General features: G+C 38.8%; 20 protein-coding genes and 1 pseudogene. 13 read left to right on the top strand and 8 right to left on the bottom strand.

Translation table 11 applies throughout. The features are described from left to right. Window positions 1–83 precede the first annotated feature (83 nt). Window positions 84–479, bottom strand: coding sequence for a hypothetical protein (locus IPJ53_00005; protein ID MBK7797477.1), 396 nt, complete (start codon window positions 477–479; stop codon window positions 84–86). Between the two features lie 180 nt (window positions 480–659). On the opposite strand from IPJ53_00005, the gene IPJ53_00010 reads away from it, so the two are divergent. From IPJ53_00010 to IPJ53_00030, 5 genes are all read left to right on the top strand, one after another. Continuing rightward, entirely contained in the window at window positions 660–1,826 is a 1,167-nt protein-coding gene (locus tag IPJ53_00010) for a hypothetical protein (GenBank protein ID MBK7797478.1), read from the top strand. Window positions 1,827–1,844: 18 nt separating this feature from the next. Next, the gene (locus tag IPJ53_00015; protein ID MBK7797479.1) at window positions 1,845–3,014 is read left to right on the top strand and encodes a T9SS type A sorting domain-containing protein; all 1,170 of its coding nucleotides are present in this window, start codon (window positions 1,845–1,847) and stop codon (window positions 3,012–3,014) included. Window positions 3,015–3,138: 124 nt separating this feature from the next. Further along, entirely contained in the window at window positions 3,139–3,597 is a 459-nt protein-coding gene (locus tag IPJ53_00020) for a hypothetical protein (protein MBK7797480.1), read from the top strand. 217 nt (window positions 3,598–3,814) lie between these two features. After that, window positions 3,815–4,294: a T9SS type A sorting domain-containing protein gene (locus tag IPJ53_00025; protein ID MBK7797481.1), complete on the top strand. Its 480-nt coding sequence runs from the start codon at window positions 3,815–3,817 to the stop codon at window positions 4,292–4,294. Between the two features lie 183 nt (window positions 4,295–4,477). After that, the gene (locus IPJ53_00030; protein MBK7797482.1) at window positions 4,478–5,647 is read left to right on the top strand and encodes a T9SS type A sorting domain-containing protein; all 1,170 of its coding nucleotides are present in this window, start codon (window positions 4,478–4,480) and stop codon (window positions 5,645–5,647) included. A 9-nt stretch (window positions 5,648–5,656) separates the two neighbouring features. On the opposite strand, the gene IPJ53_00035 is transcribed toward IPJ53_00030, so the two are convergent. Next, the gene (locus IPJ53_00035; protein ID MBK7797483.1) at window positions 5,657–6,181 is read right to left on the bottom strand and encodes a hypothetical protein; all 525 of its coding nucleotides are present in this window, start codon (window positions 6,179–6,181) and stop codon (window positions 5,657–5,659) included. Window positions 6,182–6,422: 241 nt separating this feature from the next. On the opposite strand from IPJ53_00035, the gene IPJ53_00040 reads away from it, so the two are divergent. From IPJ53_00040 to IPJ53_00050, 3 genes are all read left to right on the top strand, one after another. After that, window positions 6,423–7,004 (top strand): Crp/Fnr family transcriptional regulator, encoded by a 582-nt coding sequence (locus IPJ53_00040; protein MBK7797484.1) that lies wholly within the window; start codon window positions 6,423–6,425, stop codon window positions 7,002–7,004. 210 nt (window positions 7,005–7,214) lie between these two features. Continuing rightward, window positions 7,215–8,483 (top strand): MFS transporter, encoded by a 1,269-nt coding sequence (locus IPJ53_00045; protein ID MBK7797485.1) that lies wholly within the window; start codon window positions 7,215–7,217, stop codon window positions 8,481–8,483. Continuing rightward, window positions 8,473–8,799 carry a rhodanese-like domain-containing protein gene (locus IPJ53_00050; protein ID MBK7797486.1) on the top strand — a complete coding sequence of 109 codons (327 nt, stop codon included), beginning with the start codon at window positions 8,473–8,475 and terminating at the stop codon, window positions 8,797–8,799. The genes IPJ53_00045 and IPJ53_00050 overlap by 11 nt, the downstream gene beginning before the upstream one ends. A 305-nt stretch (window positions 8,800–9,104) precedes the next feature. Here the strand turns inward: IPJ53_00050 and IPJ53_00055 are convergent, their stop codons facing one another. The 5 genes from IPJ53_00055 to IPJ53_00075 all read right to left on the bottom strand — a co-directional run bounded on the left by IPJ53_00055 (window position 9,105) and on the right by IPJ53_00075 (window position 16,764). Next, the gene (locus tag IPJ53_00055; protein ID MBK7797487.1) at window positions 9,105–10,202 is read right to left on the bottom strand and encodes a cytochrome-c peroxidase; all 1,098 of its coding nucleotides are present in this window, start codon (window positions 10,200–10,202) and stop codon (window positions 9,105–9,107) included. Window positions 10,203–10,218: 16 nt separating this feature from the next. Then, window positions 10,219–11,232, bottom strand: a complete 1,014-nt coding sequence (locus IPJ53_00060; protein ID MBK7797488.1) for a cytochrome-c peroxidase — start codon at window positions 11,230–11,232, stop codon at window positions 10,219–10,221. Window positions 11,233–11,283: 51 nt separating this feature from the next. Next, complete coding sequence (locus IPJ53_00065; protein MBK7797489.1) at window positions 11,284–12,279, bottom strand: hypothetical protein; 996 nt, start codon at window positions 12,277–12,279, stop codon at window positions 11,284–11,286. A gap of 142 nt (window positions 12,280–12,421) precedes the next feature. Continuing rightward, window positions 12,422–12,892 carry a hypothetical protein gene (locus IPJ53_00070; protein MBK7797490.1) on the bottom strand — a complete coding sequence of 157 codons (471 nt, stop codon included), beginning with the start codon at window positions 12,890–12,892 and terminating at the stop codon, window positions 12,422–12,424. A 596-nt stretch (window positions 12,893–13,488) separates the two neighbouring features. Beyond that, window positions 13,489–16,764, bottom strand: a complete 3,276-nt coding sequence (locus IPJ53_00075) for a glycosyl hydrolase (GenBank protein ID MBK7797491.1) — start codon at window positions 16,762–16,764, stop codon at window positions 13,489–13,491. A gap of 655 nt (window positions 16,765–17,419) precedes the next feature. Here IPJ53_00075 and IPJ53_00080 point away from each other — a divergent pair. From IPJ53_00080 to IPJ53_00100, 5 genes and pseudogenes are all read left to right on the top strand, one after another. Continuing rightward, window positions 17,420–17,710, top strand: a complete 291-nt coding sequence (locus tag IPJ53_00080; protein ID MBK7797492.1) for a nucleotidyltransferase family protein — start codon at window positions 17,420–17,422, stop codon at window positions 17,708–17,710. Then, window positions 17,703–18,053, top strand: a complete 351-nt coding sequence (locus tag IPJ53_00085) for a DUF86 domain-containing protein (GenBank protein MBK7797493.1) — start codon at window positions 17,703–17,705, stop codon at window positions 18,051–18,053. Before IPJ53_00080 ends, IPJ53_00085 begins: the two co-directional genes overlap by 8 nt. Window positions 18,054–18,175: 122 nt before the next feature. Then, complete coding sequence (locus IPJ53_00090) at window positions 18,176–18,571, top strand: (deoxy)nucleoside triphosphate pyrophosphohydrolase (protein ID MBK7797494.1); 396 nt, start codon at window positions 18,176–18,178, stop codon at window positions 18,569–18,571. A gap of 3 nt (window positions 18,572–18,574) precedes the next feature. Then, window positions 18,575–21,736: pseudogene (locus IPJ53_00095) on the top strand (DUF3427 domain-containing protein). A gap of 459 nt (window positions 21,737–22,195) precedes the next feature. Continuing rightward, entirely contained in the window at window positions 22,196–22,540 is a 345-nt protein-coding gene (locus tag IPJ53_00100) for a DUF3293 domain-containing protein (GenBank protein ID MBK7797495.1), read from the top strand. 781 nt (window positions 22,541–23,321) lie between these two features. Here the strand turns inward: IPJ53_00100 and IPJ53_00105 are convergent. After that, window positions 23,322–23,499: hypothetical protein (locus IPJ53_00105; GenBank protein MBK7797496.1), on the bottom strand; the 178-nt coding region annotated here is incomplete at its 5' end.

Genomic DNA, 23,499 nt, shown 5'->3' on the forward strand with positions numbered 1-23,499 from the left:
TGAACGGCGGTAAAAATGAATAGCCTTATCTGGTTTACTGATTTTGTCAAAAACAAGGCCAAATCTTTCCTGTAATTCAGCCATCAATTCTTCCTCGTGATTTGATTTTGCCAGTTCCAAAGCAGACCTGATCTTTGTTGTGGAACTAAAAAACGACCATTTTTAAAATCAATTCCGGCTAATATTTTCAAAGCCAATGCTTCCGTATATGGATCCGATTTGTTGAGAAGTGAGTTCAGCAATTGGATGGCCTTTTCAGTACTGTCCAATTCAATTAAGGCCTGTGCTTTATATACTTTGCACAAGTCCTCATGAGTTACCAATTTATGGTGCTGATAACTCAACATCCATTGTTCAATTACTGCCAGGGCATTATCGGGCTTATTTTCAATCAATTCAGATAAATCAGCAACCAGCTGATCACGACCTAAAGGAGTGAAATGCTCTTGCCCTCTAAGGAAAGAGATATTAAAAAGCAAAATAGTAAGAGTACTGCAAGATTAATTCAAAGTTACATTATTATAAATTCAAAGATAGGATTTGACGCGTGGAAAGCAATAACCCTTAAGGGTGAATTTAATTTAAATGATTGAAATCACCCTTTTGGGTGAATGAGATGATCCGGCATGGCTATAAATTTGTTCAACAAATTATTAAATATGAAAGGAATTATTACAATCGGAATTTTATTCTTTGCCATTCTCCAGTTAAATAGCCAGAGGCGATTTGATGTACAATTTATGTTGGATGGCAGAGTGCGAGAGAGCATTATTGTATTACCCAGCACCCCACCACCAGCGGGTGGATATCCCGTGGTGTTTATGCTGCATGGGACCAGTGGCGATGGTTTGAAATTTTACAACATTTCTGGATGGAAGGAATTAGGTGAGGAAGAAAATTTTATTACGGTGTTTCCATCCTCTTTACGCTGGTGTTTTACAGATGATGGAATCGAAGAACACAATACCCGATGGGTTAATGGTAATGTTACTGATTTTCCATGTTCTGGTCCTCCACAAGATTATGTAGATGATGTAAAATTCTTAAAAGTGCTTGCGAAAAGGATTGCAGACACCTTTCCGGTAAATGAAAAAATGATATTCAGTTCTGGATTTTCAAATGGCTGTTCGATGATACATAAATTGGCCATAGATGCCGGTGATGTATTTGCGGCAGTTGCTGGAACGAGTTCACCGCTAGCTGCCGGAGATTCCAGTTGGCCAGTAAACAGAATTCCTGTATGGTTTATGTTAGGATCCTTGGATGATCGTTTCATTGTGCCTCCCTTCACTGAACTTCCATTCGGCGGTGATTCTATTCTCGCTTACTTGAAATACCCTCTGAACAGGGCTTTGGTATGCCAGGGGCTGCGTAACGAATTCATTAAAACTGAAAAGGACAGTTCACACACCTATCAATTTCTAAACAACCTGCCCGGTGAAATTTCCAAACCCTATATTTTTACTTTGCTAAAAGATATGACTCACCAATATCCCAATGGAGACAACTATCCACTGAGTGCCCCAAGACTTTTTTGGGAATTTTTTAAACGATCAGTAGCCGTCAGTACTAAACAAGTGGTGACATCTTCAAATGAAATTCTTGCCCTTCCAAATCCTTCAAATGATCTAATAGAAATTTCCATTCCGGAACATCATGGAAATTATCATTGGAATCTTTATGACACGCAAGGTAACTTGCGTTTAAAAGGGAATCAAGCGAAGGGTGAGTTAGTACTAATTAAAAAAATCCGATTTAGGCACAGGCTTATACTTGTTTCGCGTAGACCTTGGCAACAGCGCTTTAAGTCGAAAAATTATTTTTAACTAATGAATCTAAATCTTATGAAATTTAATCTCAGCTGTGTTGTTTATTTGACTTGTATGACAAGTCTTTTCGCTCAAACACGTTATGATATAAACCTAATTTCTGAAGGCCGTCTTAGGGAATGCATCGTTGTTAAGCCAAGCACAAGTCCACCGATAGGCGGATATCCAATTGTCTTTATGTTGCACGGAACGAGCCAGGATGGCGAATTATTTTATGATAACTCCGGTTGGAAAGAATTAGGCGAACAAGAAAATTTTATCACCGTTTTTCCTAACTCCTTAAGATGGTGTTATATGGATGATGGTGTAGAAACCCATGGTTTACGATGGGTTAACGGACAAGTAACAGATGTTCCATGTTCGGGAACACCACAGAACTACATCAGTGATGTCCATTTTCTAAAACTGTTAGCCAAAAAAATCGCAGACACATTTCCAGTCAATTCTGCAATGATTTTTGCATCTGGTTTTTCAAATGGAAGTGGAATGATTCACAAACTAGCTATTGAAGCCGGAGATGTTTTTGCTGCTTGCGCGGGATCCGGCTCTTTTTTACCAGTTGGTGATTCTGCAAGACCAATCCATCGCATTCCCGTATGGGCCATGATGGGAACAAGAGATGACAAATCAATAAGGCCTCCCTTCACGGAAATTCCATTCGGAGATGACTCGGTTTTAGTATATTTCAACAGACCCCTTCAAAGGATGATTGATTGTCAAGGTGTAACTCAAAATTTCACAAAATTTGAAACAGCCATCACGCATACCTATGATTTTAAAGAAAATATTTCCGGAGATACCGGACAATTGTATCGATTTACATTGGTTAAAGATATGTTCCATGTATATCCAAATGGAATGAATTTTAGGTTGGAAGCTGCGAAATTGTTTTGGGAATTTTTTAAGAACTCAGTAACCGTAAACACAGAACATCCCAGGAACATTTCAAACGAAATTCTTGCCATTCCTAATCCATCGAATGATATAATTGAGCTTTCTATTCCAGCAAATGATAAATCCTATCAATGGAGTCTATTTGATGCATACGGTCGATTGCGGATGAACGGGAATCAAATATCAGGTGAGCGTGTTCAATGCAAGAAATCAGATTTAGGAACAGGAATGTACATTTTCCAAGTCAGGCTGGGAGACAAAGTCATCAGTCAAAAAATAATTTTTCAATAAATATTTTCTGCACCAAACAATTAATTCTTCACTTAAAATCTATTTTGAATCGTCAGGAAGGTTCGACTGATTTGATTGATCATACTAAATCTGAAAGATATGAATCTACATTTAAAATTAGGTATTGCATCGCTGCTATGGCTTGGTCCTTACAAATTTTTATGCCCAACAGTGGATCGATGCATCCATGCTGGTAAATCGAGAATTGCGTGAATTTGTAATCTTCAAACCATCCGGAAACCCACCTTCAGGAGGGTATCCGCTGGTTTTCATGTTGCATGGAAGTAATCAAAGCGGCCCACAATTTTACAATATATCAGGATGGAAGGAAGTAGCTGAGAGAGAAAAATTTATAGTAGTTTTTCCCACAGCATTGATCTATTGCACTACAGAGGGCGTTCAAACAAAATGGAGTCACGGCAATACCTATTCTGTGCTTTGCCCGGGTGATACCTTAAGAGATGATATTCCTTTTTTTTATAAAATGATAGATACGATATCAAGCATTGTACCTATAAATCAAAAAAATATATGCGACCGGATTTTCCAGCGGAGGAACCATGGTTCCCAAATTAACTATTGAAATGCCGGGCGTATTTGCTGCGGCAGGTTGTGGCAGTGGAAATCTGGATGAAAGAGATACCAAGCCTATGAAACCAAAAAGTACCTACCTGGGCAATACGAGGAACTCATGATCACAGTTTTATAGATAGAACTGGAAGACCTTGTCCATTTAACGATACAGCCTTAGTTGTGAATTCCAATAATCTGAGCAACCACCTTACCTCTATGGGTTTGAGTTGGAATTTTCCAAAGACTCAAACGCCTATTCCATTCATTATAATTTCACCGATCCCCTTCCAGGTGAATCAAAGACCTTCTTCAGATGGAGCATCTTTTACGGATTGGAACACTTATATTTTAATGGAAGCAACTACCTGAATCAATTGCCAAATCCACCCATTGAAGCTGAATTGTTTTGGGAATTTTTTAAAACAGTGTCCCTGATTAATTCTACAGAAAATAACGAACGACCATCAATGGTCACCATTTATCCAAACCCTTCTTCTGAATCAATCAACATTTTATATTCAGAAGACCCTGCAGGGGATGCTCAAATGCTAAATTTATACAACATGACCGGACAGCTTGTCTTTAAAAAATTAATTCAGCCCAATGAGCTGGTGGTCATCCATATATCCTCCATCGGAAGTGGCATATTCATTCTTCAATTGGCATCCCGGAAACAAAAAATAGTTCGCAAAATTATTTTTAATTGATGCAATTCATTTCAAAATAAAATCAGCAAGGTTACCCCATATCATTAGAAATCAAAGAAAGGATCTTACTCACTTAAAACAATAACTCGTTGGTTTGAAACTTGCGTATTTTTTGAAATAATTCTTTAAGGTAATTGACTAAGTTCAGGCAAAAGGCTATATTTGTTCAAATAAATATTTATTATGAAAGGAATTATTACCATCGCAGTTTTATTTGTTGCAATTCTTCAGTTGAACAGCCAGAGACGGTTCGATGTACAATTTGTAGTGGATGGCCGAATGCGCGAAAGTATAATTGTTCAACCCAGCACGCCGCCACCTGCAGGAGGATATCCAGTAGTGTTTATGCTGCATGGAACCAGTGGCGATGGTTTAAAATTTTATAATATTTCAGGATGGAAAGAATTAGGTGAAGATGAAAATTTCATTACCGTCTTCCCATCCTCCTTAAGTTGGTGCTTTGTAGAAGACGGGGTAGAAAAAAACAATACCAGATGGGTCAATGGCAATGTAACAGACTATCCATGTTCAGGGCCACCACAAAATTATGCGGACGATGTAAAATTCTTAAAAGTGCTTGCAAAGAAAATTGCAGACACCTTTCCGGTAAATGAAAAAATGGTCTTTTGTTCAGGCTTTTCGAATGGTTGTTCGATGATACACAAGCTTGCCATTGATGCGGGAGAAGTATTCGCAGCCGTTGCAGGCACCAGCGCACCTTTGATGGTAGGAGATTCTGCAAGACCGATCAACAGGATACCTGTTTGGTTTATGGTAGGAACCCTGGATGACCGTTTTATTGTACCTCCGTTTACAGAACTTCCATACGGTGGAGACTCCATTCTTACTTATTTAAACCCATTTATAAACAGAGCCCTGGTTTGCCAGGGATTAAAAAATGAATTCATTAAAAATGAAAGGGACAGTATTCATACTTATCAATTTTTGAATAACCTACCCGGTGAAATATCGAAACCCTATATTTTTTCCCTGATTAAAGATATGACTCACGAGTATCCGAATGGGGCCAACTATCCCTTGAGTGCGCCTAAAATTTTTTGGGAATTTTTTAAACGCAGTGTAGCAGTCCATACTGAAAATCCGGCAACACCGTCAAACGAAATTCTCGCCATCCCGAATCCATCGAATGATTTTATCGAGTTTTCAATTCCAACATATAATCAATCCTATCAATGGAATCTGTATGATGCCTACGGTCGATTGCGGATGAAAGGGAATCAAACACCAGATGAAAGTTTTAAATGCAGGAAATCAGATTTAGGAACAGGGTTGTACATCTTCCAGGCGGATTTGGGAAACAGATTGCTGAGCAAGAAAATAATATTTAACTGATTCCTGAATTCAAGAAATTCCCAGCAAAACTTTTAGCTCTTCAAATACAGTAGTTTCGTCAGAATCCTGGGCCTCCTCATAATAACCGTCGACCTCCTCTTTTGCGCGGTACTGGATGGGTAAGTGGTATTGGCCAAAATACAAGAGATTGTATAAGGACACAAAAAGGATGATGTTCACTACGCAATTGCCTTCAATGTAAATATTGGATTTTCTTAACCAGGGATTTACACTTTCTTCACCATCCTCCAGATATTCTATTGGGAATGTAAATAATTTTTTGTGCAGTGTAAAATTATCTATGATCCATTCTTTGACCTGACGGTGATCAATGTCATCGTGTAGAAGTACAATGGCTTTTAAAATTTCTATGGCCGCCTGACAGTCGAATTCCCGATCTGCATAGTCCAAAAACTCATCGACCTCTGATTCATAAATCGTCCTGACGGAACTGGCTCCCTCGTATGATTTTTCGCCATTGTATCTTTCGTCCAGCAGCACATCGATCGATAGAATTATTTTGTCACTCTTCATTTTGTTTAGGGTTATGGTTGATCACTTCCGGGGAACACGAAATTATGACAAAATACTATATGGGCTCTGAGATTTTTCCGAACTGCGTGAATAAGAAAATTTCGTCCTAATAATTCATATTAAAATATGCTGACTTACCTCGAGTCTGATGTATTTATCTTCTGTTTTAAACAAGCAGTATGGGTTCCTAACTATATTAGCGCAATGGAGCTTTCAAAACCATTTATGAATTCGTAAAAAGATGGAGGATATCAGCCAACTTGATTCAATGTTCCGATATTTTGAAAAGTACCACCGACTTACGCCGGAGGAAAAAAAAGTAATTGCCGGCATATGTGGGATAGTGCATTTGACAAAAAACAAAGAACTGCAGTCCATTGGCCACACCTGCAAAACGATTTATTTCATTCATAAAGGAATGGCCCGCATTTATTATTATAAAGATGGTACAGACATTACAGAAAGTTTTTCGTTTGAGAACAACATCATCGCGCGGGTAGAGAGCCTGTTTACCGGTCATCCCAGCCGCAAAGCCATACAGGTCCTTGAGGATTCTGAAATAATAGCCATTGATGCAGCGAAGTTGTTTGGGCTTTATGATGATTACCCGGGAATAGAACGGCTGTTCAGAAAAATTTTTGAAGCCGGTTATGTGGATACCGTGAACCGAATGGAGGGAATACAGTTTCACACAGCTGAAGAACGCTACAAAGCACTCCTGGAAGAGGCTCCTGACCTTCTGAAACGCGTACCCCTTAAACACATAGCCACTTACCTCGGCATCACTCAGGTGAGCCTTAGTCGCATCAGAGGTCATAAGTAATCGATTGCGAAAAAGGCAACAGTTATTTTAAAGAACATCCATTCTCCGAGGCTACAACTATGCAATCTTATTGTCTTGTTAAATTTCTCTCTTCTCTAATTACTTATCATATGTAAAAGGATTTGGTTTGAGTCCTCCTGAACTTTGCATTTGTAAAACCTGGATCAATTGTCACAAACAATAAGACCACAGGAGTTACAGATAAAAATAATGGCGAACCAATCGATTCAATTAGGTTTAAAAGAAAACTGGAAACAATTTTCTTTACTGGTACTCATCAATGCCTTTGTTGGGGGAATGGTGGGTATGGAGCGAAGCATATTGCCTCGTATTGCAGAAATAGAATTCCACATTGCGGCCAAAACAGCCATCCTTTCTTTTATCATCGTCTTTGGAATTGTAAAGGCGATTACCAATTATTACACCGGCACCTTAGCGAACAGGTTTGGAAGAAAAAAATTATTGGTGGCCGGATGGATTATTGGACTACCCATCCCTTTTATCTTAATGTTTGCTCCAAGCTGGACCTGGATTATAGCAGCCAACGTATTACTGGGCATCAACCAGGGTCTTGCCTGGTCCAGCACGGTCGTGATGAAAATTGATCTAGTAGGAGAAAAGCAAAGAGGCTTTGCCATGGGCCTGAATGAATTTGCGGGATACATTGCGGTGGCATTGGTAGCTTTTTTAACCGGTTGGATTGCGAGTGAATATGGCATAAGGCCCTACCCTTTTTACACAGGAATTGTGTTGGTTGTATTCGGTTTGCTTGGAAGCATATTTTTTATTAGGGACACCCGTCATCATGTAGCTCAGGAGACGATTAACAACTCCATTCCACGGCTTCAACATATTTTTTGGGACACCACCTGGAAAAATAAAAATTTAGGTTCTGTCACGCAGGCAGGATTGATCAACAACCTGAATGATGGTATGGCCTGGGGTATATTCCCAATCCTTCTTGCCACCAAGGGATTCACGATCGCAGAAATTGGAATCGTCACCGCCGTTTATCCGGCTGTATGGGGTATTGGTCAATTATTTACCGGAAGAATGGCGGATAAGTTTTGTAAAAAAGATATGCTTTATTTTGGCATGCTTCTGCAAGCAGTGGCATTGGTAGTTTTGGTGTGGGCTGAAACCATGAGTCATTTTATTACCTTATCTGCTATTTTGGGTTGGGGAACTGCCATGGTGTATCCTACTTTCCTGGCCACCGTCGCAGAAAATACACATCCTCAGGATCGGGCCAAAAGCATCGGAATTTTCAGACTTTGGAGAGATCTGGGTTATGCGATAGGCGCCATACTCACAGGCATCCTTGCGGATTGGTACAGTATAAATTTCGCCATTCTATTTATCGGATTCCTCACTTTTATTTCATCCCTCATCATTCAATTTAGAATGCAATGCAAACCAAGCGATCCTACAAAAATATGGGATTGGATAAAACTTAAATTTCTGCCCAATGGAAAATAAAAAAGAATGTCTGACATTGTCTGAACTGAAAGCCCTTATCCATCAATCACCCGAAAATTTAATCCTTCTGGATGTAAGAAATCCGGAAGAATTCACCGAAAAACATATTCCCGCCGCCATCAATATTCCACTGACTGAACTCGTAAATCACCTCACAGAGTGGTCCACCAAAAATACCCTCGTAACTATTTGTGGGAAAGGAGGTGGCAGATCTGCTGCAGCTGCTGAAATACTAAAGTCATCAGGATTTCTCAACACCTTTTATCTCTGTGGAGGAACCTTTGGATGGTATGAAAATGAAATTAAAGTTGATTGAAAATAAAATGGCTCAGCGGGACGCATTCAACTCACCCCCAACCCCTCTCTTAAAAGAGAGGGGGGATTCAATGACAAAAGAGTTTTAGGAAGGCTCAGCGGGACACATTCAACTCACCCCCCAATGAATTGGGGACCCTCTCTTAAAAGAGAGGGTGAATTCAATAGGATTTGATCAAATTTAGTGTAGGTCATTTTTTCAGTATCGTTCAGTCATCACATTAACTCATTTGCTCATTAACTAATTCTCCCCCGCTGTCGCACGATACTCTGCCGAGGCAGAGATCGTTCAGTTACATTAGCTAATTAACTCATTTGCTCTTTTGCTAAAAAGGATTTTTTAAAAGCTTCATTTTTAAGATAGGTTTCATCGGTGAGGGTTTTCAAAAATGCCACCAGATCTGCCTTGTCTGTTGCGTTTAATTTTAACCCGCCCGGCTGAAGATTGTATTGAAGTAAAATATCGACTGAGTTGGATGGCTTTACTCCAGTGTTGTAATGGTCGATGACCTCTTCCAAAGTTTTAAACCTGCCATCATGCATGTATGGAAAAGATTGTGCGATATTTCTGAGTGATGGTACTTTAAACTTTCCTTTATCGGCCAATGCTCCTGTTACTTTACTTCTACCATCATCTGCAATTCCTGATTCGATGTCAAGACCATTGTTCATAAAATCATCATTGGTAAAGTTATGATTGCCATGACAATGAAAACACTCTGCTCCTTTCACTGAACTGCCGGGATTAAATTCAGAAAAAAATAAAACTCTACCTCTCTCCTCTTCTGCTGTCAACTGAACTTCTCCACGCTTCCAACGATCAAATTTTGAATTGTTGGATATCATGGTAAACTCAAATTGCTCAATAGCCAGACCTATCCTTTCGGGAGTAATCAAATCGTCTCCAAATGCCCGGATGAACTGGTTGGTGTACTTTTTATCTTTACTCAATTTTTGCACCACATTCTGCAAAGTTTCATTCATTTCCAAGGGATCCTGAATGGGTTTCAGCGCCTGATCACGAACAGTTGGAGAGCGGCCATCCCAAAACATCCCGTTGTAATGCCAGGCAAGATTAAATATGGGCATAGCCTGTCTTTTTCCGGGTAACTTCTCTACACCAATGCTGAATTTCAGTGAATCGGAAAATGAATCCGACTGACGATGGCAATCTGCACAGGCTTGTGTTCCATTTTTGGACATTGCCTTTTCATAAAAAAGCATTCTTCCCAATTGAACTCCTGCCTTGGTCAATGGATTGTCTGCAGGCAAATCTGGATTTGGAAAACCAGCATAATTTATTTCGTAAGGAGTGGTGTCCAGTTGCGCCACTTCTTCAGGATTGCAGGTCATAAAAAAGACCAGAGCAAAAGTTATTATTATTAAAACGGAATAGAATTTCATAAAATACGATTTACGATTACCTGAATTCAGGATTTGAAATAAAATTAAAATCAGTCAGACTGTTTAAAAAAGCCAATAGATCTTTTCGTTCCTCAGGATTTAACACAAATGATTTTAGTAAAGAACTTTTGTTTGCATGTGGTTTTCCTCCGGATGCATAATGGTCGATCACCTGGTCCAGACTTTTCAAACTACCATCGTGCATGTATGGTCCTGTTAATCCAACGTTGCGCAAGGATGGCACTTTAAACATTGCTCTGTCTTGTTCCAGCTGAGTAAAACGCATCCGCCCGCTGTCCGGATAATGGATGTACAATCCATTGTTCTGGTAGCTTTGATTGGTAAACAGAAAACCGTTGTGACATTGAATGCAATTTAATCGGTCACTTTGAAATAGTAAAAATCCGCGCGCCACTTCCGGTCGATAAGCTTTTGGCAATTTCTGAAAATACCATTGATCAAACAATGAATTACCACTGAGGAGGGTACGCTCAAATGCTGCAATGGATCTGGTGATCACAAACGGATCCGGCTTACGGCCATAGGTCTCCATCGATAGCGCTGCATACACTTGATTATTATTCAATCGCTCTGCAATTCTTACGATGTTAAAATCAAATTCGTTGTGTTCCTGTATGGGCACCGCAATTTGCATCTCAAGACTGGGAACCGATCCTTCTCTGAGCAATTTATCCTGATAGACCACATTGGCAAGGCTTGGTGAATTTCTGGTTCCCAATCGGTTTTCGATTCCTAAACTGAAGGGAACCGTATCCGAGAATGAATTTGCAGCAAGGTGGCAGGAGGCGCAACTTTTGGTACTGTCCTTTGACAAAACAGGATCGTAAAAAAGCAGCTTACCCAACCGAATCCTTTCCTTGGTTAAAATATTATCCTGTGGAATTTTAGGAGCAGGAAAACCAACCGGAATTTTTAATACAAAATCACCTGCATCGCCCACTACAAATTTGTCCTGATGACAGTTTGTCAGCACAAAAACCACCAAAAATAATATTGATATTCTAAGCATTTCTGCTTCCGTTAACGGGGATTCTCATCCCTCAGTTATTGAATTAAATCTCTACTTTGATATCAAAATTTTATTTCTTGCTACCAGTCTTCCCTTTTCAAAAAATGAAATAAAATAAACACCCTCTGCAAGCCCTTCGGTACTCAAGGAAACATTTCCCTTTGCCGGCAAATTATCCATTTGTTTTACTGCCACGCCAAGAGAATTGCTTAATAGCATATTCTTAGTTTGTTCGCCGGGCAAAGTATAAAAAACATTCAGATGATCCTGTGCAGGATTTGGAAGACAGCTGATCAGAGTAGAATTTTCGACTACATCTTTGGTTGAAACAGATTGAGGCAGCTGAATAAATTTGGCAAGTGCAGCATTGGATAAAACCTTTGCATTCATGGTGCTACTGCCGTGCTGAATCAGATTGCCTTTCATGGCAATGTCCTTAAATAGCTGAGCATAATCTAAAGTCATATCAACATGCAAATTTCCATCTTTGGCACCCAAATATCCTTCGACTTCTGCTTTTGTGTACAGCGCATCTCCGAGACTGTGAATTTCGAAAACAGTTTCAGGAATCCCGTCATTGTCGTTGTCAATCATACCTTCCAAAGCAATGAATCTGTAACCTGAAGTCCATCCCCAATGCATGGAAGGATCCTGAAATGCCAATGGATGTCCACTGAAATAAGTGGCAGGATCCAAATGGTTAACAGAAGCCGGAACGCCAATATGTAGAATCATTTTTTTAGAAGCCTGCATTGGGTATTCTCCCAATTTATATTCTACCCCGGGTTTACCTGCATTCACCAAAATATAAGTATCCGGCAAAGGCATTGCAGTGTCATCCTCCTTTTTGAATTCAATTTCTGAAATATAAAATTCAGCGCGGGACAAGATCACTTTTCTACCATTCCAAATGGGAAAAACAGTTTTGTTGAGTATCAAATCCTCGCTGTTAGCTTTGTGCATAAAAGTCACGACCACCATGTTGCTTTGAGCATTTGCCCATGAAATAAACAAGCAGAAAAATAAAATTGTATAAATGTATTTCATAATAGTTTAAATTTTATCAATTTGAAATTTGTAAATTTTTTTAGAAATAAACAGCCAAAAAATAGTTGACCTGTTAAAATGAACTGCGCTCATTTTCTGATAAGTCAATCCTTTTTAGAAGTTGGAAACAATTGGTTCCTCCCTAACAACGGAAGGTCTGTGTCATCAGCAAAATGCTCCTCACCAGAGGTGGGTCAGTATGGATCAACCATGGATTGGTCAGAGCATTATTATTGAAAGCAACACTCAAAATTTCACCTACCGGAGGCGCACTCAAATCGAAAACAAACTTGCCTTGCGGAGGTGCTTTTTTACCGGCTACTTGAGCCTCTACCGAAATTTTACAGTATTTATGATTGTCGGAACAACAAGGTTTGCGAGAAATGGAAGATTCTCCTGTTGGTTTAATATTCGATATTTTCTGACTGCAGCCGGTTTTGGTCTCTCCAAAACATGCCTTGATTTTGCTTGATTTCTTTTTGCAACAGCTTTCGGGCCTCCCAAAAATACCGACCAACCTGCCTTTTTTCTGACACAGGTGCTCAAAAAAAACCACCCCCGTGGAAGAAACCAACAGGTTGATTGCTATAAATAAATGTAAAACACGAAGCAAATCGTTCAATTATTGACTAAGTAAAGGTAAAGCATTTTTAATTTTTCCTAAACAATAAAATTACAAACCAAAATACCTGTTTGAAAACCTCAAAACCTTCTTTCAGCATAGGGTTTTGAGATGTTGGGGAGTGGTGGTTTTTTGGTTTGTGGAGTTGTTGATTTGTTGGCTTGGGAAGGCTCAGCGGGACATTCAACTCATCCCCAACCCTTCTCTTAAAAGAGAAGGGGGAATTCAAGGACAGAAGAGTTTTGGAAAGGCTCAGCGGGACATATTCAACTCATCCCCAATGAATTGGGGACACGCCCCCAACCCTCAATAAATTGGGGACCCTCTCTTAAAAGAGAGGGTGAATGTAATGACAGGAGAGTTTTGGGAAGGCTCAGCGGGACACATTCAACTCACCCCCCAACCCCTCTCTTAAAAGAGAGGGGGGCTCAACGGGATTTATTCAATTTTACAGTAGGTCAGTTTTTTCATTCTTTCGTTAGCCGCTTTCGCGGTTCCTTCTCTTATCGTGCTGTCGCACGATACTCTGCTTACAGCAGAGATCGTTCAGTCACATTAGCTAATTAACTCATTAGCACATTAGCACATTACTTCGGCCATCTTCCCGGCGTATACGGCGCTTTGTTCATTTCGAGTTCTTTTTCCAACTCGCTGATCTGTGCGTCCACCATTTTCATTTCTTCCAGTACTTTGCTGAATTGTCGCGATGCGATGTCGTAATTTGTTTTGCAGCTTTTAGGAATGGAAGAGGTGATGTTCCAGACTGTATATTCCAAAATTCCTACACGGTCATTGACGGTGGTAGCTGTTTCAAATTCACGCTTTGCTCTGGTTGCGTCGCCATTGAAAGTAAGATTGATGGCATTCATTTTTTTCTGGATAGCGGCTGTCTTTTCCAATAAATTTTTTGGAGAGGCGGGCATGTCGAGCATGGCAGATTTTGCATGGGCGATTCTGGTATTCATTTCATTAAAAATATCGCCTGCAGCGCTGGTTGCTTTGCGCAGGTCTGCTACTTTTTGACAGAAAGCAATGTTGTCTTTCATGTCTTTGGATGGCAGCGTTCCCTGATTTAATAAATTTAATTTGAATTCGACTGGACCTGCGATCGGTGTCAACACACCATCGACGTATTTCTGAAGTAAGAGCTTATAAGTTCCCGGCATCACCAGGTGTCCCACTTCTTCTTCTCCAAAAAGTTGATCCGGTGCCGGAACATAACGGCCTACAACCGGTGCGGGTGTGGCAGTTCGGCCATCCCAACTGATTCTCTTCAATCCTTTTTTTGCAGCAGTTTTTAAATGTCTGACTACATTTCCACTTTGATCCATAATGGTGAATAATAAATAGGGATCTTGCTGTTCGTCTTCTGCACGCAAACTGTCTAACGTAGGATAATAAATTTTTTCTCCTTTATCTGATTTTGCTTTTTCTGCTTCTTTGCGAAGTTCTTTCAAAGTCTTGATGTCGTCTTTAACGTAATAAGTAAAGACAACGCCCGGTTTTGGATTCGGTGTGCTGAAATAAGAAGATCCCATGTGCCCTTTGTCGCGAAGACCCAGCGGCAATCTTTCTACATACATCAATCCATCTTTAATTGGATAGATGACTGCTTCTTTGTTGAAATCTTCTTTCTTGACATTGCGCAGACAAGAATAATCATCGAGGATGTAAAACCCACGACCGAAAGTTCCCAACACCACATCGTTCTCACGTCGCTGCAATTCAATATCTCTTACTGCAACCGTAGGTAAACCTGATTTTAATTGTATCCAGGTCGCAGCACCGTTGTTGGAAAAAAAACATCCGAACTCTGTGCCCACAAAAAGTAAATTAGGATCTACATGATCTTCTGCAATGGAATACACAGAACCCCTTGCAGGCAGATTGCCTTGAATGGCCTTCCATGTTTTTCCTGCGTCGGTGGTTTTTAAAACATAAGGCTTGAAGTCACCGTAACGATGATGATTGAAACAAACATAAGCGGTGTTTTTATCGTGCAGGGACGCGATGATCTGGTGTACATAAGATTGCGCAGGCACGCCCGGCAAATTGTCAAATTTTGTCCAGCTTTTTCCACCGTCTGTGGTGAGTTGGATGAGACCATCGTCTGTTCCCACCCATATCATTTCAGGATTCAGTTTTGATTCCGCGATGCTGGTCAACTGTCCGTAAATATCCGTACTTCCATTTTTTGCGATGGCATCGACAGACCAAACCTTGCCCATGACTTCTATTTTATTCCGGTCGATCTGACGACTCAGATCAGGACTGATCACCTGCCAGGATTCTCCGCGGTCATCTGTACGGAATAATTTATTGGAACCAAAATACAATCTCGTATTGGCATGTTGACTGATGAACAAAGGTGCATCCCAGTTCCAGCGGTAAGGAGCCTCACCTTCGCCTTCCACAGGTTTTATGGACAGATATTCTCCATTCTTGCGATCGAAGCGCACAAGGCCTCCATATTGAGATTGCGCATAGACGATGTTGGGATCTTTAGGATCCACCTGCGTTTCAAAACCATCGCCGGTGGAGGTCACATACCAGTCGGCATTTGTTATTCCATTGGCAGAGGTAGATCTGCTCGGTCCACCGAGACTTAGGTTGTCCTGGGTACCACCATGCACATGATAGAAGGGCAGATCATTGTCTGTGGATACTTTGTAAAATTGCGTCACCGGAAGATTGGATTTAAATTCCCAGCTGCGCGCGTGGTCGTAGGTCTCATACACGCCTCCATCGCAACCCACCAACAAGTGATTGCCATTGGAAGGGTCTACCCATATACAATGGTTGTCTATGTGTTTGTTGATTTCTCCAAGATTGGAAACTGATTTTCCACCATCGGTAGAAACTTTGTAATAAGTATCGGTGATGTAAATTTTATTGACGTCTATAGGATCACATACGATCTCCTGATAATAATTTCCGGAAGTAAAAAAAGGATTTCTTTTCTCCCAACTAGAACCCTTGTCCGCAGAGCGATAAATGCCACCTTTGTCATCCTTCGCTTCTACGACGGTGTACAGGACATCCGGATTTACCGGACTGATGGCAAGGCCCATTCTTCCCACGTCGCCGGAAGGAAGTCCACCTTCCAGTTTTTTCCAGTTCGCTCCCCCATCCGTAGATTTATAGATGGTCGATTCAGGCCCTCCGCCTATGTAGGTAAAGACTTTTCTCATGCGCTGGTGGAAGGCGGCGTAGAGAATTTTTGGATTTCTTGGATCCATGACCAGATCATTGCAGCCCGTATAAGCGCTGACCGATTTAACACAGGTCCAGGTGTTGCCACCGTCGGTAGACTTGTACACACCCCGATCGCCTCCTTCGCTCCAGACAGGACCATAGGCGGCGACGTACACGATGTTTGCATCAGAGGGGTCTACTACAATTTCTGCGATGTGTTCAGAATTTTTGAGGCCCATATTCTTCCAGGATTTTCCGCCATCCTCACTTTTGTACACGCCATCTCCGTAGGCAACAGATCGCTGGTTGTTGTTTTCACCGGAGCCTACCCATACAGTGGAGGCGTTGTTGGGATCCAGACTGACACAGCCGATGGAATAGGAACCCTCTCCATCAAAAATCGGACTAAAAGTCAATCCTTTGTTGGTTGTTTTCCACACGCCGCCGGAGGAAGACGCGACATAATACTCGCTGTGATTTTTAGGGTTGACCGCAAAATCAGATATCCTACCGGAGGTGACCGCCGGGCCGATAGACCGGAAGGCTAACCCAGCGAAAGCCCCTGAATTCATAGGGTCCACCGGTTTGGCCTCTTCTTTTTTCTGTGCATGGAGGCTTACCGAACAACAAGTAAACAGAATCAAACTGTACAAAATGGATCTAAGCATGTGCGTATTTTTTTGAAATTAGAGGCTAAAAGTAAGGCAAATACGTAACATTTCGTAGATGAGATATTTTTTATCTGAATGGCTCTTAAAAGTCACTTTAAAACGGGAGCAATAGGAGCCTTATCCCATGCCTTCAAAAGGCATTTAGTTAAACACATTAAAAGCCAGGTCACCGGAAATAATAGATTTCGAATTCATCTTAAGCTCAGGCCAAAGATTGTAAGCTGTTACAAAGCATTTGGATAGATATAATGAAAATATTTATTTAAATATGCAAAATACAAAAGCGCAATATATTTAATATATTCACCTGCCGTTTGTCGCAAAAGGGTGAATGGACTTCCTGAACATTGGGAGCCTCTTTAAAAGATAATTATTAGATTTAGATTAAGTGGTTCTGAAATTCGGAAGAATGTGGATTAGGGATTTTTCTAGATTGAAACAGGGTCAATAAAAGCAAAGTTTTCTTAGAATATCAAATAATGTCAAAAACGAGAAATAAAAATAAACGAAGAAAAGTTTCGCAAATCTTGCCAAAACTGGACGGATATGCGCAATGAAGTCTTGTGTATTAACAAGTTAGGGTTAATGGCAATGAGCCTATTTGAGTAAAATTTAACATAGTATTTAACTAAAAAAGTTGTAATTTTATGATATGAAAACTCTACAAGAAGTAAAAACAATATTGGCAAATCATAAACAACAATTATTCAACAACTATCCATTAAAGTCACTTGCAATATTTGGGTCTTATTCAAGGGAAGAGAATAAAGACAAAAGTGATTTAGATATCTTAGTTGAATTCAACGATAAAATCGGCGTACGATTTATAGACCTAGCAGATGAGATTGAAAGTATTGTCGGATTAAAGGTTGATTTGGTTTCAAAAAATGGTATTAAAGAGAAATACTTTTCAGCCATTAATGCAGACTTAATATATGTCTAGGCGAGATACGTTATTGCTTTTGAACGATATGTTGCAATCTGCTAAAAAGATTAAGCAATATACAACTGGCTTCGATTTTCAAGTGTTTATATCTGATGACAAAACAATTGATGCAGTAGTACGAAATTTTGAAATAATTGGAGAAGCAGCAAATAGAATAGATCCAGATTTTAAAAATAATCATCCGGAGATTGAATGGAGAAGAATCAAAGGTTTTCGAAATAGAATTGTACATGATTATTTTGGAATTGACTACGGAATAGTCTGGGATATTATTGATTCCTATTTAGATAATTTAATTGAGAATTTGCAAGAAATAATAGATAAACTAAATGCCACATAGCCCATATAGCAGCTATCCAAAAGGCGGGGTTTGGTATTTAATAGTAAATATTGTGGTAAAAGTCCTGCTCTTCGGGTTGCTGCAAAACGGTAGCAACAAGTATAACATAGAACAATTTATTAATGAAAAAAATTGAAGTCGTTGCAGGTGTAATATTTTGGAAGAATCTAGTACTATGTGTTCAAAGACCAAAAAACAAGCTCCATTACATTTCTGAGAAATATGAATTTCCTGGGGGTAAAATTGAAGAAGGTGAAACCAGGGAAGAAGCCTTACATCGAGAGTTACTAGAAGAGTTGAATCTTTCTATAAAAATAAAGTCTTTTTTTCTAACTGTAGTTCATGAATACCCAGATTTTGAATTAACAATGCATAGTTTTATATGTGAAGCTGATTCGAAAGAAATCACGCTTAATGAACATGTTGATAAAAAATGGTTGCACATTAATGAGCTAACCAAACTAGATTGGGCAGCAGCTGATATTCCAATAGTCAATAAACTATTATTAAATGAATAAGCTATTAGAAAGTTTCAAAAGAGCTTAGAGACAGGTTATGTAGATAAGTCCGTTCTTTCTAATCTTGATTATCAACCAGAGTTATTAATTAATCAAAAGAATCCACCAAGGAAGATTCTTTCAACTATTCTTCATGATTTAGAACATTGCAATCAGTTTTTTATTTCCGTGGCATTTGTCACAACGAATGGTGTAGCTACGATTATTAATAAACTTATAGAACTCGAAAAGCGAGGTATTAAAGGTCAAATACTTGTTTCCCAGTATTTAAATTTTACACAGCCAGAAGCGCTGAGAAGGTTTCTTCAGTTTGATAATATCGATCTAAGGATTGCTACAACAGGAAATGCACATGCTAAAGGGTATATTTTTAAAAACAAAGAACATTACAACCTAATTGTTGGTAGCAGCAACCTGACTGCCCAAGCCTTATGCACAAATAAGGAATGGAATATAAAAGTATCCGCTTTAGACGAAAGTGGTATTGTTGAAAAAGTTCTTCAAGAATTTTGTGCTGATTTCGAAAAAGGAACGCCCGTATCGTCAGAATTTCTCTTAGCCTATGAAGAAATCTATCAGAATCAACTTCTGCAAACCCAAAAATCAAAACTTGAAGACTCGACTGATTTACAACAGACTATTACTCCAAATTCTATGCAAATGGAAGCATTGGAGAATCTTCAAAGATTGAGGTATGATGGTAAAAATAAAGCTTTGATAATTTCAGCAACAGGAACGGGTAAAACGTATTTGTCGGCATTTGACGCACTTGCCTTTAATCCGAAAAAAATATTGTTTGTCGTACATCGCTTGACAATTGCTAAAGATTCATTAAGCACTTTTAAAAGTGTTTTTGGAGCTGATAAAACAATGGGGGTGTATTCTGGCAACCAAAGAGAATTAGATTGTGATTTTGTCTTCTCCACCATTCAAACTATTTCGAAACCAAACCACTTAGACAATTTCTCTAAAGACCACTTTGATTACATCATAATTGATGAAACACATCGCTCAGGTGCAGATTCCTATTTACGACTTATCGAGCACTTTGAACCCAAGTTCCTGTTAGGAATGACTGCTACACCTGAGCGTACTGACGGTAATGACATATTTCGCCTTTTTTGACCATAATATCGCCTACGAAATCCGATTGAACAAGGCAATGGAAGAGGAAATGCTCAGTTCATTTCATTACTTCGGAGTTGCTGACTTATCGATTGATAACACCCTGTGGACACTAAATCAGACTTCAGGTATTTGGTGGCAAGGGAACGCGTTGAGAGAATTATTGAAAAAGCAAAATTTTACGGAAGTGATAATGGTATAACGCGAGGTTTAATCTTTTGCTCCAGAAAGAATGAAGCGATAGAGTTAGCGGAATTATTCAATTCAGAAGGGATTAAAGCAATAGCTCTCACAGGTGATAATTCTGAAGAAGAAAGATCCCTTGCAATTGAAAAGTTGGAAACAGACAACCTGAATGAGAAAATTGATTACATATTCACCGTGGATATTTTTAACGAAGGGATTGATATTCCGAAAATCAATCAGATCATCATGCTTCGTCCAACTGAATCAGCCATAATTTTCATACAACAATTAGGAAGGGGGCTGAGAAAGGTTGATGGAAAAGGCTATTTGACAGTGATTGATTTCATAGGAAACTATGAAAACAACTATCTCATACCCATCGCTTTGTATGGGGATACTTCATACAACAAGGACTCATTAAGGAAGTTAATCACGGAAGGAAGTAGAATGATTCCTGGAGCTTCCACTATCAATTTTGATGAAATCACCAAGGAAAGAATCTTTCAATCCATTGATTCTGCAAATATGCAGCTGTTTGCTGATTTAAAAAAGGATTACAACATTTTGAAATTCAAGTTGGGACGAAAACCAATGATGATGGACTTTATAGAACATGGTTCTCGCGATCCGTTTTTATTTGTGGAATACGCTAATTCTTATTACAATTTTATGTACAAGGTCGAAAAACTGGAACCATCATTATCAAAGCAACAAGTAAAATTGCTTGAGCTGTTTTCGAAAGAAATTAACAACTCAAAACGAGTTGAGGAAAGCCTCATTATGAAGTTTCTTATTGAGTCAGAAGAACTCACAGTTAAAAAATTAAAGGACTTTGTTCAAGCCAAGTATCAGTATACTCATTGCGGATGACATTATAAAATCTTGTATTACAAATCTCAATTTCGAGTTTATTCGTGAAAAGAAAGACGGCAAGATGCTTTCAGCTAAAGAGATATACAATTTAGATGTTCTCGGAATTGAACAAGGAAAATTTGTCCTTTCAAGCGATTTCATTCATCACTTAAATCAAGATGAATTTAAACTTCATCTACTTGACTCAACAGACTTTTCAATCTACGAATTCGACAGGTTGTTTGATGCAAAAAATTGGCAAAAAGGATTTGTGCTTTACAAAAGTATTCGCGAAAAGATGTATTCAGAATATTAAATGTGCCAGAAAACCCTGTGGCACAAAATGTTGGTGGCTACTTAGTCAGTCCAGATAATTCGCATTGTCCGATTTTTGTGAATTATCACAAAGAAGATCATATTTCAGAGTCAACCAAGTATGAGGATCAATTTGTAAATAACAAAGAATTTGATTGGATGTCGAAGTCTAATCGAACATTAAGTAGCAATGATGTTCAATCAATTTATCCACAGCAATCCACAGAATTTGAAGAAAAATTGCGAAATCCAATTCCATTATATGATTTCTATGCTGCTGGGCTCGTTTAGCGAAATACAATCTGATAAAAATTATAAACTCATTGAAGGTCCTGAAAACAGTTCCAACAGTAATTATTTCGCATGCAAAATTATTGGTGAATCAATGAACAGAGTCATTCCAAACGGTTCTATTTGTTTATTCAAACCCTATACTGGAGGCAGCAGAAATGGAAAAATATTATTGATTGAAAACAGAGATTTGCAAGATCCAGATTTTAACTCTGCCTTTACAATCAAGACATACACCAGTGAAAAAAATTGTGACGGAGGATAATTTGGAAACATACATCCATCATCTTGCGTCCAAATTCATTTGACAACTCTTATCAAAACATCATCATCACAGAACAAAACGCTTCTGCAATGAGGGTTGTTGGGGAGTTTATTAAAATTTTGAATAAATGAAAAATAATACCAGTTGATAACAAACGTTTACCTCAATGGAGGGGCAGTGGTTAATTGAACATTCTACCTTGCATCGACTTCTGTGGTATATTGACAGTTTTGCTCCCTGAAATCCGCCACTGCGCCAAGCGCTAAAACGTTATTCAAAAAATAAAATTTCAAAATATGAAAGATAAGTATGAAACTTCACACAATGCTATCATAGATTCTCAGGCTAATTTCTCTGTTATTTGGCTGGAATAAGAAAGCTGAATTGCGAGCAATAGATTTGGATTATAGAGGTTCATCAACAAGATCTTGTCTTGTCTCAGAAAAAAGTTTACAAACTAGTCATTTAAACCTCCTCACGCCTTATATTAATTCAAACGTTCTAAATTTAATTTCATTGATTTTGAAACCATTTACCAAAGTAATTGCTTACAATAACGAAATATTTTATCCAAATAAAATCACCATAACATGGATATAAATAAATTAAACCAGGCCTATTTGAATACCAATTACACCCTAAATAAAAATTTAATTTTTAAAGAAGAGCCCATATTAAATATCAATAAAGAAGCGAATTTTAAAAACGCTCTTCCGGAATTAAAGGAATGGGCTTTTATTACTGCCTGGAATCCTAACTCCACTGAACTTACAAAACAAGAGAATGAACAAAGAAATGCCTGTCTATTAGATGATATAAAATCCAGTGGATATATTTCACATTTTGGACGTGGAATTTCCAAGATGGTAAATGGTCCGAGGACTCCTATTTTATTGAAAATATCAGTAAAGAAGAAGCATTATTTTATGCATTAAAATATGGACAATGTGCATTTGTTTATGGCAAGGTAAACCAAATGTCAGAATTAATATGACAGCTCATGCAAATAAAATCTGGAAACTTTAAATTTAATGTGCGTCAATCAAAATTAATTCGTCAAACCAAATGCCTAATTGTGAAAGATTCCATTTCGGAATTCTGCGGATACAACTCATCGATTCTTTTTAAATTCCTTAAGAGATGATGTAATTTTTTATTACTCTCTACAATTCTGGTCCCATGAGTCAGACGCGGTTCATAAGCCCAGCCAATGATAAATTTTTTGATCTTCAACACTCTATCCCCGCCATTTATGGCGATTGTTACCTATGAATCCTCCGCATTAAAAATCAGAATCTTAGGAATCATCCTGAGTCCTGTAAGATATGAGTATGTCGGAATGATTCCAGGACTCAAATAATCCACCTAAACAAACTTGTCTGACAAGATACGCCATGCTCCGGAATATACTTTGTCGACCGAATGTTAAAATATCGTGGATTGTTTAGTATTAGATTTTGATATTTATACATGAGATGGAAATATTTATAAAACAAGCAGACATTATTCATTTATTCAAATTTATGGATTAAGAAATGGATTTAAGATTTTCAATAATATTGTTGGGTTCAAGTTTCCCATGGGAATTATGTTCCTCCAAAAGACCCAATATAGGGATGCAGTCTCTTTATATATAAAGTTAGCCCTTAAATCTAATGTGCTGATAATACCATCAGGTCGCAGGTCAAAATATTGGGAAATATGATGTGCAATTAGTTATCCGCATGGTGCCCGGTCCCGTGTGTATTCATATATAGAAGTAGGTTCAGCAAGACAAACTAGATAGGATATCTGGACCGTACAGCGTCTAAGCGAGGTCTGCAGATACAAGCTAAGGTTGGCTACATAACTGAGCAGCACAAGCAGCACTGCGTTCACCTTGTTGGATCTTTGC

The organism is Candidatus Vicinibacter affinis (genome assembly GCA_016714365.1).
GTDB classification, from domain to species: Bacteria; Bacteroidota; Bacteroidia; order Chitinophagales; family Saprospiraceae; genus Vicinibacter; species Vicinibacter affinis.